Source organism: Winogradskyella tangerina, from assembly GCF_003260205.1.
GTDB classification, from domain to species: domain Bacteria; phylum Bacteroidota; class Bacteroidia; order Flavobacteriales; family Flavobacteriaceae; genus Winogradskyella; species Winogradskyella tangerina.
Map to the genome: position 1 here is coordinate 106,618 of NZ_QERF01000004.1, position 13,403 is coordinate 120,020.

Annotated in this window: 13 protein-coding genes; 6 read left to right on the forward strand and 7 right to left on the reverse strand. The window is 35.0% G+C overall.

The features are described from left to right. Positions 1-11 precede the first annotated feature (11 nt). A complete protein-coding gene (locus DDY94_RS07685) occupies positions 12-1,550 on the forward strand; it encodes a carboxypeptidase-like regulatory domain-containing protein (RefSeq protein ID WP_111683520.1) in 1,539 nt (512 codons plus the stop codon). On the opposite strand, the gene DDY94_RS07690 is transcribed toward DDY94_RS07685, so the two are convergent. From DDY94_RS07690 to lysA, 4 genes are all read right to left on the reverse strand, one after another. After that, the gene (locus tag DDY94_RS07690; RefSeq protein WP_111683521.1) at positions 1,551-2,273 is read right to left on the reverse strand and encodes a DUF6090 family protein; all 723 of its coding nucleotides are present in this window, start codon (positions 2,271-2,273) and stop codon (positions 1,551-1,553) included. 121 nt (positions 2,274-2,394) lie between these two features. Then, on the reverse strand, positions 2,395-5,091 hold the full coding sequence (locus tag DDY94_RS07695; RefSeq protein ID WP_111683522.1) for a S9 family peptidase: 2,697 nt from the start codon (positions 5,089-5,091) through the stop codon (positions 2,395-2,397). Positions 5,092-5,130: 39 nt separating this feature from the next. After that, positions 5,131-6,318 carry a DUF1624 domain-containing protein gene (locus tag DDY94_RS07700; RefSeq protein WP_111683523.1) on the reverse strand — a complete coding sequence of 396 codons (1,188 nt, stop codon included), beginning with the start codon at positions 6,316-6,318 and terminating at the stop codon, positions 5,131-5,133. 79 nt (positions 6,319-6,397) lie between these two features. After that, positions 6,398-7,603: a diaminopimelate decarboxylase gene (gene lysA / locus DDY94_RS07705; RefSeq protein WP_111683524.1), complete on the reverse strand. Its 1,206-nt coding sequence runs from the start codon at positions 7,601-7,603 to the stop codon at positions 6,398-6,400. Between the two features lie 105 nt (positions 7,604-7,708). Here lysA and DDY94_RS07710 point away from each other — a divergent pair, with 105 nt between their 5' ends. The 4 genes from DDY94_RS07710 to DDY94_RS07725 all read left to right on the forward strand — a co-directional run bounded on the left by DDY94_RS07710 (position 7,709) and on the right by DDY94_RS07725 (position 10,967). After that, on the forward strand, positions 7,709-8,371 hold the full coding sequence (locus DDY94_RS07710; protein ID WP_111683525.1) for a hypothetical protein: 663 nt from the start codon (positions 7,709-7,711) through the stop codon (positions 8,369-8,371). Between the two features lie 102 nt (positions 8,372-8,473). Next, on the forward strand, positions 8,474-9,664 hold the full coding sequence (sucC, locus tag DDY94_RS07715) for an ADP-forming succinate--CoA ligase subunit beta (protein WP_111683526.1): 1,191 nt from the start codon (positions 8,474-8,476) through the stop codon (positions 9,662-9,664). A 106-nt stretch (positions 9,665-9,770) separates the two neighbouring features. Next, entirely contained in the window at positions 9,771-10,466 is a 696-nt protein-coding gene (locus tag DDY94_RS07720) for a hypothetical protein (RefSeq protein ID WP_111683527.1), read from the forward strand. Between the two features lie 159 nt (positions 10,467-10,625). Next, a complete protein-coding gene (locus tag DDY94_RS07725; protein ID WP_111683528.1) occupies positions 10,626-10,967 on the forward strand; it encodes a hypothetical protein in 342 nt (113 codons plus the stop codon). Between the two features lie 49 nt (positions 10,968-11,016). Here DDY94_RS07725 and DDY94_RS07730 read toward each other — a convergent pair whose 3' ends face one another. The 3 genes from DDY94_RS07730 to DDY94_RS07740 all read right to left on the reverse strand — a co-directional run bounded on the left by DDY94_RS07730 (position 11,017) and on the right by DDY94_RS07740 (position 12,858). Continuing rightward, entirely contained in the window at positions 11,017-11,718 is a 702-nt protein-coding gene (locus tag DDY94_RS07730) for a phosphoadenylyl-sulfate reductase (RefSeq protein ID WP_111683529.1), read from the reverse strand. Between the two features lie 82 nt (positions 11,719-11,800). Then, entirely contained in the window at positions 11,801-12,043 is a 243-nt protein-coding gene (locus DDY94_RS07735; RefSeq protein WP_111683530.1) for a DUF1456 family protein, read from the reverse strand. A gap of 8 nt (positions 12,044-12,051) precedes the next feature. Next, positions 12,052-12,858 (reverse strand): alpha/beta hydrolase, encoded by an 807-nt coding sequence (locus DDY94_RS07740; protein WP_111683531.1) that lies wholly within the window; start codon positions 12,856-12,858, stop codon positions 12,052-12,054. A 141-nt stretch (positions 12,859-12,999) separates the two neighbouring features. Between DDY94_RS07740 and DDY94_RS07745 the strand changes: the two genes are divergently transcribed. Beyond that, positions 13,000-13,401 carry a TerB family tellurite resistance protein gene (locus tag DDY94_RS07745; protein ID WP_111683532.1) on the forward strand — a complete coding sequence of 134 codons (402 nt, stop codon included), beginning with the start codon at positions 13,000-13,002 and terminating at the stop codon, positions 13,399-13,401. Positions 13,402-13,403 lie beyond the last annotated feature (2 nt).

The following is a 13,403-nucleotide window of genomic DNA, read 5'->3' on the forward strand; positions in this document are numbered from 1 at the left end:
CACAGAATTTTATGCGTAAAATTTCAACTCTACTTTTTGTTTTCCTACTGAGTTTTATTTCGTTTGGTCAGGAAACCTCAGAAATTATTTGTCGAGTTATAGATGAGGAATTAAAGTTTCCGGTTTCGTATGCTACGGTACAAATTTCAAATTCGAGCAAAGGAACAATTGCCAATATTGACGGTGATTTTAGAATTCCCTTAAAATTTAGAGCAGAAAAGAAAACGATCATCATTAGTAGTATAGGTTATGAAACCCTCGAAGTTGAACTTGAAACGCTAAGTCCAACGGAACTCAATATTATAGAAATTACCGCCAAAACTGAAGAGCTCGATCAGGTACTTATTAAATCTACAACACCTGCAAAACGTTATAATATTTCGCCTTACAGTATCGTAAAGAAAGCTATTATCAATATTCCAAAAAACCACCCTACCTCACAATATTCTAAGATAGGCTATTACCGCGATTATCAGATTGTGAGGGGGAGATATTACAATCTTAACGAAGCCATTATAGAGACTTTTGATGCAGGATTTCAGACCGATGTGATAATGGGTCAGTACAATCAAAGTGCGTTATATAGTTATGTAGAGAATACGGAATTTTTAAGAGACCCAAACCTATTATTGCCTTATGATGGAAAACGGAAGTTTATTAATAATACAGACCTTTCAGCACAGGGCGGCAATGAATTAGGCATTTTGAATATTCATAACCCGATAAGAAATTTCGAGCAACTTGGTTTCTCGTTCGTCTATGTGTTTAAAAAGAAATTTTTAGATAATCATGAATTAACAGATATTAAAAAAGTCTATCTCAACGATGATGTTCTTTTCGAAATTACCTTCAAGGCGAAACAATCATTAACCAAAGCAAGCCATAAGGCCTCTGGTAAAATTTACATTGCACAATCAGATTATGCGATTCATAAATTCACCTACAAGGTATTCGAAATAAAAATAGATGATCCTTTGTTTGAAGTAGAAATTGAGTACAAAAAGAAAAACGACCTTATGTACTTAAATTATATCACTTTCAATAATCAATTCATAATAAATGACAATTATAAATTCGATGTAAATACTATTGAATATGATAATACTGAACAAGCTTTTTTAGTACATTTTAATAGAGAAGTTAATCCGGCAACACTAGATAGAAAGGATTTTAAATTCAGATTCAACAAGAAAAAAATGATGGTTAAAAGTGTTGAACTTAAGGATTCTGTCACGGCAAAGGTGGCTATTGAAGAATGGTCACTGCCTGAAGTTGATGAGAACACAGATATGTCACAGTTCAATTATAAGATTAAAAACATCTATGATATTACGAACAGAAAACTATACGATTCGCCAAAAATCGTTGGATTTCAATTTAGAGAGTTTTTTGTGCAGGAAGTTTTTGAAGACAAGGCGCTCAATGAAGACGTCACCTTTATCAATAAGTTTAGACCTTTATCTGAGGCCAAAATAAATGAGTTGGAAATGACCAAGAATTATTGGTTAAACACACCGTTGAAGCAAACACGGCAATCCCTTAGACCTTAATTACTCGGCAGACAATCGTTCGTCTATTTGTCTTATGAGCTCGTCAGCATTGATCTTATGGGTTCTAATGAATTTTGCATGATTCTGACTTGCAAGAATAAAATTAGAAGCAACACGATTTCGGTAATCTACAGATTCACCAAAATAAAATTTCATCTCATCGGTAAACCGTCCTTGCATCCAATCTACAAACCAGGTTTTATTTTTGAAATACTCTAGATTTTTCAGGGTTTCAGATTTTACAAAGTCATTACTTTGATCTATCATATCTGTCATGGTTTTATAAAACTGAAGAATATTACTTTGAAGGGTATCAGTTTTTTTAGAGTCTAATTCTTCAAAATTCTTTAGCATATTATAACCCTTATCCTGAATCACTAACGGCTGATATAGTGTAGTGATACTTCTACAAAGCATACAAGATTCAATAGTATTAGCATCATAATCTTTATTAATGATCTTGTTGCTGTATTTATTGATAGAGTCGTAAAACTGTAATATGGGCTGGGCTCTTAAGGTATCGGCAGCGAGGTCTGTTTTTACGGTTTGCAGAATAGAACGCAGTTGCATATTCTTTTTGCGTTCTTCATTCCAATTGTTTACTTGCAATGCCAATAAAATACCTATCATTACAAGGGCTATTTCACCTATTGCATAAATTAAATAGCTACTCCACTTATTTGAGAAGAACTTTCTCCTTACTTTTCTTAGAACGCTTATCATAGGCCGTTTTCGTTTTCTTCTTTATTTTTTTGCTTCATTTGAATGTATTTGGTCACCAAGCGTACACCTAATCTCGCAAAGAGAATTACGGCAATGACCATTACTATATCAAATCCAGTCATTATTCTTTAATTACTCTTATACCTGCGTAATCACTTTTTATTTCAGCCGTATTACCACTATCAACATAGTCGTAAGCCGAATAGCCATATGTACCGCCATCATAGTATTCGGCAACATTTCCTCCAAGGTCATAAATTTCAGCATCGCCTATTTTTGTAGATTTGAAGTGTCCTACTTCAAGCATTAAATAAGGGTTTTTATCGAGAAGCTTCACTTTTAACTTTTCATAGTCGCTCGGTACCATTTTGTAACCCGCCCAATAGTTAAGGACGTTTTCATTTGGCGCTATTTTCTGCGCCTTTTTATGAAATGATTTACCTTCATTACTATTAGGTAATCTATAAGTGTTACCCGTTAATTGAGACAACCAACTCACGTAGTTTTGGGCATCGTTTAGTGAAACAACTGCAGGGTGATTATCTTTTCCTGCCTCATAAGTGTGATTATTTTTGTATGATTTATACTGTGCATTTGTAACTTCAAAACGTGCTATGGCAATCGAATCTTTTTTTACCAATACAGTTTCAGGAATGAGTGTGTTATTATGCATATCTCCATAAAGACCATTATTCTGTTTCATGGATTGTAACTTCATAATATGGTCTAACGGACTTCCTTTTTTAAATGCTTCGTTATCGGTGTTGGGTTTATTTAGTAAGTAGGTATCGATCCATTGAATTTCTTCCTTCATTTTACGTAATTGATGGGTAATCTTTCCTAAACCGTGTGGTTGCCCAGGAAACCATAAGAAACGTACAGGTGTCTTTCCAACTTGTTGTAGCCCTCTATAATATTCCCAACCTTGATCTCTTGGTACAGCTCTATCTGCACTACCGTGAAAAATAATTGTCGGTGTTTTAATTTTTTCAATTTCGAAGAGTGGCGACTTCAATATATAGTTTTCGTTATAGGATTTTCCGTCGACATCATCCCACGGTGCGCCACCAAAGTAATGCTGATCAAAACTTACTCCAAACCTACAGGTTCCATAATCTGAAGTCCAGTTCACATCACCGGCTCCGGGTGCTGCCACCTTGAACATATCTGGGTAGCGTACTGTGAGCATGGTGGTAATAATGGCACCATTAGACCAACCCATGGTACCCAATTGCTCTTTATCTACCTTTCCGTCCTTAACTAATACATCTATACCTTTCACGATGTCTTCCATCTCTGGTTCGTAGTAATTCTCTTTAATGCTTTCTACATAAGATAAACCGTGATTTGCAGAACCGTGATAATTAGGTTTTAGTACAAACATTCCTCGCTGAGCCAACAGATTAGGGTAGGTGCTCCAACGCTCAGACCATGAATCGAGATCCTGACTGGCTGGTCCGCCATGAATAGATAACATTAAAGGATATTTTTTGCCTTCAACATAATTTTCAGGATAGTATAAAATACCAGTTACTTCTTCATTTTTATAACCTTTCCAAACCATTACTTCACTCTTAGTAATGCTCTTTTTGGCCAGCTCTGTATTGAGCTTTATCAATTCATTTTCATTTGAAAACTTGTGCTCTTTTAGATCTGAAACAAGAAAACTTGGTAAACGTGATGCTGTTGAGTAGGTGTATAATACTTTACTGCCATCTTCAGAAACAGTACCTATTGAAACATGATCATTTTTTTCACCTAAGTCAATCTTCTTTTTAGTCCATGAATTTCCATTCTTTTTATAGTAGGCTAATCGTCTTGTAGCTCTGTTGGCAAGAGATACAATGATATCATTGCCAACCGTATGATAGCCACCGGCATGACCAAGTTCCCAATCTAGATTTACTTTTGAATGGCGCATTGATGCCAAATCAAAATAGTACAATTCATTTATTCCTGCTCCGTTATATTTTGGGTTTGAACCAAATTCAGATGAAAAATAAAACCCTTTATGATCTTCAGTAAATCTGAAACCATAAGTTGGATATCCAAAATCTGTAAGTATTCTGGTGATTTCACCAGTTTCTAAATTTTTTAAATATTGATAAGGGTCGAGTTGGGCATCCGTTGCAAATGCAATATTACGCTGTTCGCCATAGATCAACCACTTTCCATCTTTAGAAATTTGATAACCCGATAATGGTTTTTTATTGTTTGTAAGACGCTTCACCGATTTATCTTTTAGACTAAATGCATACACATGATTCGGTTTCCAGTGCAGTGAATCTTCAACAACTATTACATTATCTTTTTTCTCTTCATTTTTTATGTCATATAAGGTCTTACCATCGTTAGATTGAAACAAAAGCGTTTTATCATCTTTCCATTGAAGGCCAGAAATTCCATTTTTAAACTCTTTTACCTCTTGGGCTTCACCACCGTAGATGCTCAGCTTCCATAGTTTTTTCCCTTTATCTCGAGTTGAAAGAAAGTAGACATATTCGCCATCCTTTGAAAAGATCGGGCTGTAATCATTGTCTTTACCATTTGTAAGTTGAATGGTTTTATACTTGCCCGCATTTACAATATCTAAACGTGTGAGATAAATATCTGAAACAAATCGATCCTTGTCTTTGACTGCCTTGCGCTTAGTCCAAACCACCATGGTGTTATCTGGTGAAAATGAAGCAGACCTCACATATTCAGTGTTGATAATATCTTCTGGCGTCCACCTAGACGGATCAGTTGCATTTTGTGCAGAAAGTGAAAATAAAAATGAAATCGAGACTACAAAAAGGAGCAATTTTGGTTTGGTCATAATTACGATTGTTTGGATTATTAATTTTGGAGGTTAAATTTACAAATAACTCAGCCACCATTTGTCTTTATTACCGAGTTTGTATTTCATATATCTATTGCAAATAGGATATAATAAAATGATCACGACGAACCAAACGAGATATGATACCCATAAATCGAAACCGATATTAAAAAGGTACCCACTTTTAAAACGATCAACGGTTAATATTAACTCTTTCCAGTCTTCGCCCAGAATAACAAGTCCGACCATGCCAATTAAGTGAATAACATAAAGATGAATGATGTAATAGAAGAACGGGACACGCCCAAAAACGACCATTATATTGGTGAATTTATTCTTTACAGACTCTATGGCATACAGAAAGATCAATGCAGGTCCTAGCGTCATTAAAATGTATATGAGTGATGGTGGATATTTTGTAGCATTGAAAAATGAAATAACAGTATAAGCTGTGCTATCTTGAGTTTCCCAAGGTGTTAAGTTGCCGTATACATTGATCATACGTAAAACGAAGAATAATACTATAGCACCAAGACCCAGTCTGAGCAACCATTTTTTTCTTATCGCAGGGTCAAAATCTTTGTTATAAAGTTGCCCGAAGCAATAGCCTAAGGTCATAAGGCCTAACCATGGTAAAAATGGATAAGCTATAGCAAGCATTCCTTCCCCATTATTAATAACCTGAAAATTAAATTGATGTACATAATACCATAACATGGCCAGAGGTTCTGTGCCTGATTGGGTGATTCCGTCCAACATATTATGCCCAAATACAATTATAAGTCCTAGTACTAATAAGATTCTCTTTTGTAGGAATATCAATGCCGATAAGAAGATCATACAGACGCCAATGGCCCATATCACCTGAAATATGTGGACACTAAGTGAAATATCGAAGGTCCAAGAAAAATTAACAACGGTCAATTCTATAAAGATAAGCCAGAGCCCTCGGGTAAATAGAAATTTTGATAATTGCTTTTTTGTTTTTTTTCTTCCGTACAAAAAAGCTGAAGTCCCAGCCAGAAAAACAAACACCGGAGCACAAAAATGAGTGATCCATCTTGTGAAGAAAAGAAAAGGAGTCGTGGTTTCTAAATCGGTAGGATCTACAAACATATAACCTGTATTTGTATAATCCCTTACGTGATCTAAGGCCATTATTACCATGACCAAGCCTCTCAGAATATCTATAGATTCAATTCTGGTTGATTTAATTGATGACATGTGTCTTTTTTTAGAATTAAAAGACTTGAGGTTAGCCTAAAGGTATAAAAAAAGCGTTGCACACGGCAACGCTTATCTTTTAAATAGCAATTTCTACTTGATTATGAATAATATCCTCAAAGGTTTCTCTTTTTCTTATGAGATGTGATTTGCCTTTATATATAAGAACTTCTGCGGGTCGGTAGCGCGAATTATAATTACTTGCCATAGTAAAGCAATACGCGCCAGCATTTTTGAAACATAAAATGTCGCCTTCATTGATTTCGTTAATACGCCTGTTGTTTGCAAAAGTGTCTGTTTCACAGATGTAGCCCACAACAGAATAGAAGCGTTCTCTTCCGGTTGGATTTGAAATATTAACGATGTCGTGCTGAGAACCGTATAGCATTGGTCTTATTAAATGATTAAATCCAGAATCGACCTGTGCAAAAACAGTAGAAGTGGTTTGTTTAACAACATTCACTTTTGCAAGAAATACACCTGCCTCACTTACTAAAAACTTACCAGGTTCAAAAGCCAAGGTCAATTCTTTACCGTATTCTTTGCTGAATTCATTAAATCGTTTTGAAAGCTTTTTGCCTAATTCTTCAATATTGGTTTCAATATCTCCTGCTTTGTAAGGCACTTTAAATCCAGATCCAAAATCAATGAAATCGAGATTGGGGAAATTTTTTGCCGTTTCGAATAAGATCTCACTTGCATAAAGAAAGACGTCGATATCTAAGATATCACTACCTGTATGCATATGAATGCCGTTAATGTTCATTCCTGTGTTTTCAACAATTCGAAGTAACAGCGGAATCTGATGAATGGAAATCCCAAATTTACTATCGATATGTCCAACAGAAATATTGGTATTACCACCTGCCATGACATGAGGATTTATTCTTATGCAAACAGGAATTTTAGGGTGTTTTGTTCCGAATTGTTCTAAGATCGAAAGGTTGTCGATATTGATCTGAACACCTAGCTTGGCGACATTTTCTATTTCTTCAAGTGATACGCCATTTGGTGTGAATATGATATCTTCAGGCTTGAAACCCGCTTTCAAACCTAATTGTACCTCCTGAATGGAAACTGTATCTAAACCAGATCCTAAGGAATTGAATAATTTCAAAACTGAAATATTAGAAAGTGCTTTTACGGCATAATTCAGCCTTAAACTATTCACATTTTTAAAAGCTTTGGTCAATCGTTTGTATTGCGCAGTAATTTTATCGGCATCATAAACATACACCGGACTCCCATATTCCTTTGCAATCTGTAATAAAGTTGTATTATCCATTGTTCATCTTCAAAATTGAATGGCAAACTTAGACTTTAGTGGTAGTACTAGAAATTTATTGTCATATTTTTACTAATTTTGCACATATTGTTAAATAATTAACACATGAAAACTATTGCATCTTGTGTGGAAGCTATTGTTCTGGAGCAACCCTTTTTGGAAGAGGCCTTGTCAAAGGAAATTATAAACTATTCGGCATTGGCAGATGTTTTGAGGGACGAGGTGTCTTTAGCCTTGGGGAAACCTGTTAAATCTGGTGCTATAATGATGGCCTTAAGACGTTATAAGGATAGACTTTCTATAAGCAAACCTTACTATGGAATAAGCACTTTACTCGAGCAACTAGGAGATATTACCCTGCGCTCAAATCTTAGTGATTTTACATTCAGAAATTCAAACACCTTAATTAACAGTCAGGCTGACATACTCAATAAGATCAAAGATAAAAGTCACATCTTCTACACATTCACCAGAGGAATTTTAGAGAGTAATATTATTATTTCAAGTTCAGAAAATGCTGCGATTAATGAAAGTTTTAAGAATGAAGAGCGCATTGCGCTTAAGGAAAATTTGTCGGCTATTAGTTTAATTCTACCTAAAAATAACACTAAGGTTGCTGGATTATACTATCAGATATTAAAGCGATTGGCGTGGCAGAATGTATCGCTTTATGAGGTGATCTCAACTACAAATGAATTTACCATAGTTGTGGAAGACGAGTTTGTAGATAGTGCATTTTCCATTATTAAAAATCTCAACAAAAATTAATTGGCATTATAAGTTTGGCTCCGAAAAATCAGCTTAAAAAAATATTGGTTTAAACTTTGGGTATATGTATTTTTGCACAACGAAATAAATTTCTGATCATAAATGAATTTACACGAATATCAAGGAAAAGAATTATTAAGCAGTTTTGGAGTACGCATTCAACGAGGAATTGTGGCTCAAAGTGCTGATGAGGCTGTTGAAGCAGCTAAGAAATTAACTGAAGAAACAGGCACAGGTTGGCATGTTATTAAAGCTCAGGTTCATGCTGGTGGACGTGGTAAAGGCGGCGGTGTAAAGTTAGCCAAAAACTTAGATGAGGTAAAAGAGCTTGCAGGTCAGATAATAGGAATGAACCTCATTACACCACAAACCTCTGCAGAAGGTAAGAAAGTGCATCAAGTTTTAATTGCCGAGGATGTTTATTATCCTGGCGATAACGAACCAGAAGAATACTACATGTCAGTACTTTTAAACAGAGGTACAGGTAAGAACATGATCATGTATTCTACAGAAGGTGGAATGGATATTGAGCAAGTTGCTGAAGAAACACCACATTTAATTTTTACAGAAGAAATTAATCCTGCTTTAGGTTTGTTACCATTTCAGGCACGTCGTGTAGCTTTCAATTTAGGCTTATCTGGAACAGCATTTAAAGAAATGACCAAATTCGTTTCAGCTTTATATACAGCTTATGTGAAGTCTGATGCTTCTTTATTCGAGATTAACCCAGTGTTAAAGACAAGTGATGATAAAATCATGGCTGTAGACTCTAAGGTAACCTTAGATGGTAATGCCTTATTCAGACATAAAGATCTAGCCGAACTAAGAGATATTCGCGAAGAAAACCCAATTGAGGTTGAAGCAGGTGAATTAGGATTGAACTATGTAGATCTAGATGGTAATGTTGGATGTATGGTGAATGGTGCCGGATTAGCAATGGCGACCATGGATCTTATTAAGCAAGCTGGTGGTGATCCTGCCAATTTCTTAGATGTTGGTGGTACAGCAGATGCTGCAAGAGTAGAAGCGGCCTTCAAAATCATCTTGAAAGATCCTAATGTAAAGGCCATCTTGATTAACATATTTGGTGGAATTGTGCGTTGTGACCGCGTAGCTCAGGGTGTTATTGATGCCTACAAAAATATCGGAAACATAAGCGTACCGATCATAGTTCGTTTACAAGGTACTAACGCTGATATTGCTAAAGAATTGATCGATAATTCTGGCTTAGACGTTTTAAGTGCTACTGAATTCCAAGAAGCAGCTGATAAAGTACAGGAAGTACTGAGCTAGAATTAAATAAAATAATTTTAAAAACTCCTGTGACGACTTAGTCTTAGGAGTTTTTTTTTTGGTATAAAATTTGTTGCAATTAAAACAGAACAAAAACCATCAATTTATGAAAACCTTCAAAGCACTTTTCCTAGTTTTATTTTCAATTCAATTTAGTATCGCTCAGCAAACCATAGATTCGGCCTATTTTTTTGAGAATCAAAAAAATGGAAGAGACTCTCAAAAAACGTATAAAAAACAATTAACTAAAGCCATAGAATCTTCTACTGATTTTCAATGGCAAAAGGCAACACTGGAGACCAATGGGAATCTGGAAGATGTAACGGCGCGTTATAATCCATTTATTGATGAGATTGAGATTAAAAGTGACCAAGAGTATTATCAATTAGCAAAGACGAAAGGTGTTAAGGTTTTGTTTATTGACACGAAATTGACTTACGTTGTAAAATCATTTTCTAATCTTGATGACGAAGATGAATTAAGCTACTTTATTGCAGATTCTAAATTAGAAAACGAAAATATCTTTATAAAGCGGTCTTATGAATTAGGTTATGGTAGAAATAACGGAAGTTATAAGGATACAAAAAATAAGAAATTAATCGTAACGGATCATTTTATTTTGTTAGACGCTAATGAAAAATTAAACTTCCTAACAACAAATAAATCTCTTATACGTAAGAACTATCCCAACCATAAAAAGGCCATAATCAAATACATAAAACAGAACAAATTAAAAACAAAGAATAAGGCCGACCTTGTGCAGTTGGCAACTTACATTAAAAGTTTAAAGGTCAATTCCTAAAGTCAAAAATTCATATTTAAAAGCATCGCTAATGGGGATGCTTTTTCATTTTACTTAAACGTTAATGATCTATTAATCAGTGTTAAGGAGTGTTAATAAGTGTAACATGTTTTTGTAACGGTCGTCTATAAGGTATCAATCTTATAAAAACGAATAATTATGAAAGCACTAAAAATGTTAGTACTAATCGTAGCAATTACGTTTAGTAGTGCCGTGTCAGCGAACACAGAGCCAATCGAAGAGACCAAGCCAAACACAGTAAGTAAATCTGTGGGAGAATTATTGAAAAATCCAGAATTTCAATTGAATGAAGACGTTAATGCCATCGTTAGTATTTTTATTAACGAGGAAGACGAAATCGTTGTTTTATCAGTAGATACAGATAATGAGGTCGTAGAAAAGTACATTAAGAATCGTCTTAATTACCAAAAATTATCAAAAGAAGTAATTGGATACAGTAAGTCTTACAAGGTACCAGTTAAAATGGTGAAATCAAGTTAATGATTTAAGTGTAATGATTATAGAGCGACATTAATTGTCGCTCTTTTTTTTATAGATGCAGCCCACATTCAGTCTTTGGATTGTTATTCCATCGGCCGCTGCGATCTTCTCCTGGTAAGGTACAATGCTTACAGCCTATAGAATGATACCCTTTTGCGACCATTGGATGAAAAGGCAATTGATGCTTTTCTATATACGCATCTCTATCTGCCTTGTTAATGTCTAATAATGGATAGAACTTAAGAATGTTTCCACGCAGCTCAAAAATATCTAAGGTAGCTCGGTGGTCACTTTGCCATTCCATGAGTCCAGACATCCAGATCTTATAATTCTGCTTGATTATATCTAAGGGCTTCACCTTATTAATGCTACAACAGAAATCAGGATTTTTTGTCCAAGTTTCATCCTTTGTTGTAAACTCATGCTCTTCTTTAATAGCCGAAACGGAAGTAACATTTAGATGATACTTTTCTTCAAGTAAGGCTTTATATTTCAGGGTGTCTTCAAAATGATAGCCGGTGTCAATAAAAAACACTTCTTGCTTTGTATTGGCATCCGAGACTAATTTCAATAAAAATGCCGAGGTGGCTGCAAAAGAGCTTGTGAGCATAATATCAGCGATGTCAAAATCAATATATAATTGTTTAATGCGCTCTTCGGCAGTTAAAGGCTTATACCTTTGATTCAGTGCCTTAATTTCTTCAGTGGTAAAGTCGTTAAGCAGTTTAACCTGATGGGTCGTCTCGAACATGATTTAGTCTTTAAGCAATGGCAAGTTAGTCGCTTATCGATAAATGAGGAAATAAGTGCATCATTTTTGCGAAGTTGATATTTTAAGAGGTCTTTTTTTGCTTTTTTGGCATCGGACCCCTTAAATGAATGATTAATCCATTAAGGAAATTCCTTAGAATTTGATCACCACATTCTTTGTACTTTGGATGGTCTTCACGTCTGAAGAATGCGTTAAGCTCGCTTTTTGAAATTCTGAAGTCAACTAAGGCCAAAATATTAACGATGTCTTCGTCTCTTAATTTATGAGCAACTCTTAGCTTTTTGAATATGTCGTTATTTGTCATGCGTTTCTTTAATCATTATACAGCCATAGATAGGCTTGCCCAAAATAGGTAGACCATAGGGCTTCATTGTGTTCACCGTCTTTAATAATATGACTTTCTATTTGTTCATCTTTGACCCCTTTTGATTTTAAAAGTGAAACCATACGCTCCTGATCAGGAACCATAGAATCACCTTCTTTTTCTCCGATCAAAAAATAGAATTTGGAAGTGTCAGGAATATCAGTTGATTTGGCAAGGTCGTAGATCATCTCACTAAACCAGAAGGACGCAGAAAAAACACCTGCTTTACCAAAAACATCGGGATATTTTACAGTCGCATAGAACGAAATTAATCCGCCAAGTGATGCACCAAAAATAGTAGTATTTTCAGCCTCTGGTTTTGTACGATATACAATATCAATGTGAGGTTTCAGCGTATTCTTTATAAACGTAACGTAAGCATTACCATTACCACCACCATATGTCTCATGTTCATAAGGCGTCAATTCATCCTTTCGTTTTTCATTACCGTGCTCAATACCTATGACAATACTTTGTTGGTCGCTCAAATTGTCCAAATATTCATCTACTTTCCATTCACCAACATAGGACGTGGCTCTATCAAATAGATTCTGTGCATCATGCATGTAGACTACAGGATAGCGTTTTTCAGAATTTTCATAATTTTTTGGTAGATATACCCAAATCTGTTTCGTTGTATCTAGTTGCGGTGCTTCAATTGTAAATTTTGTAACCTGTTCAGAAGCAGTGCTTTGTGCGTAATTTAAATTGAAACAAAGTATGAAAAAAAGTGTGTAAAAATGGCCAAATCTCATGCTATTATTGGTTTCCTTGATTGATAAACGTTTAAAAATACCGACTAAATACCCTTAATTTTTCGACAAGATACATTATATCAACGACAATAAAATAATGTACCTATTTAACTTTACCATGTTAATTAATTCCCCCTCTATATGATCAACCGTGCTGAAAAATTGAGTTTGCTTTCTGAAATGATCGCTTTTGCTCAGACAGATGAAAACATAAAATCCATTGAATACAATTTCCTTTTTAGTATCGCTAAACAGCTCGATATTTCTAAGGAAGATTTCGAGTATCTCTTTGAGCATCCTGTGACTTATGTGCATTTAAAGTCGCACAGTGAACGAATTGTACAATTCCATAGGTTAGTTCTTCTTATGAACTTAGACCATAAAGTTTCTCCTAAGCAGTTAGTGAAAATTCACAATTTTGGATTGCGTATGGGACTGAGTCACGAATCTATTAATCGGGTCTTAGATCTTATGGATAGTTTCCCAGATAAGATCGTTCCACCAGATTTCTTAATAGATATATTCAAGGTACAATATAACTAGGA

What these genes read in the sequence shown, in the direction of transcription:
- DDY94_RS07685 (WP_111683520.1), top strand. Translation starts at nt 12, where the DNA reads ATGCGTAAAATTTCAACTCTACTTTTTGTTTTCCTACTGAGTTTTATT.
- DDY94_RS07690 (WP_111683521.1), bottom strand. Translation starts at nt 2,273, where the DNA reads ATGATAAGCGTTCTAAGAAAAGTAAGGAGAAAGTTCTTCTCAAATAAG.
- DDY94_RS07695 (WP_111683522.1), bottom strand. Translation starts at nt 5,091, where the DNA reads ATGACCAAACCAAAATTGCTCCTTTTTGTAGTCTCGATTTCATTTTTA.
- DDY94_RS07700 (WP_111683523.1), bottom strand. Translation starts at nt 6,318, where the DNA reads ATGTCATCAATTAAATCAACCAGAATTGAATCTATAGATATTCTGAGA.
- lysA (WP_111683524.1), bottom strand. Translation starts at nt 7,603, where the DNA reads ATGGATAATACAACTTTATTACAGATTGCAAAGGAATATGGGAGTCCG.
- DDY94_RS07710 (WP_111683525.1), top strand. Translation starts at nt 7,709, where the DNA reads ATGAAAACTATTGCATCTTGTGTGGAAGCTATTGTTCTGGAGCAACCC.
- sucC (WP_111683526.1), top strand. Translation starts at nt 8,474, where the DNA reads ATGAATTTACACGAATATCAAGGAAAAGAATTATTAAGCAGTTTTGGA.
- DDY94_RS07720 (WP_111683527.1), top strand. Translation starts at nt 9,771, where the DNA reads ATGAAAACCTTCAAAGCACTTTTCCTAGTTTTATTTTCAATTCAATTT.
- DDY94_RS07725 (WP_111683528.1), top strand. Translation starts at nt 10,626, where the DNA reads ATGAAAGCACTAAAAATGTTAGTACTAATCGTAGCAATTACGTTTAGT.
- DDY94_RS07730 (WP_111683529.1), bottom strand. Translation starts at nt 11,718, where the DNA reads ATGTTCGAGACGACCCATCAGGTTAAACTGCTTAACGACTTTACCACT.
- DDY94_RS07735 (WP_111683530.1), bottom strand. Translation starts at nt 12,043, where the DNA reads ATGACAAATAACGACATATTCAAAAAGCTAAGAGTTGCTCATAAATTA.
- DDY94_RS07740 (WP_111683531.1), bottom strand. Translation starts at nt 12,858, where the DNA reads ATGAGATTTGGCCATTTTTACACACTTTTTTTCATACTTTGTTTCAAT.
- DDY94_RS07745 (WP_111683532.1), top strand. Translation starts at nt 13,000, where the DNA reads ATGATCAACCGTGCTGAAAAATTGAGTTTGCTTTCTGAAATGATCGCT.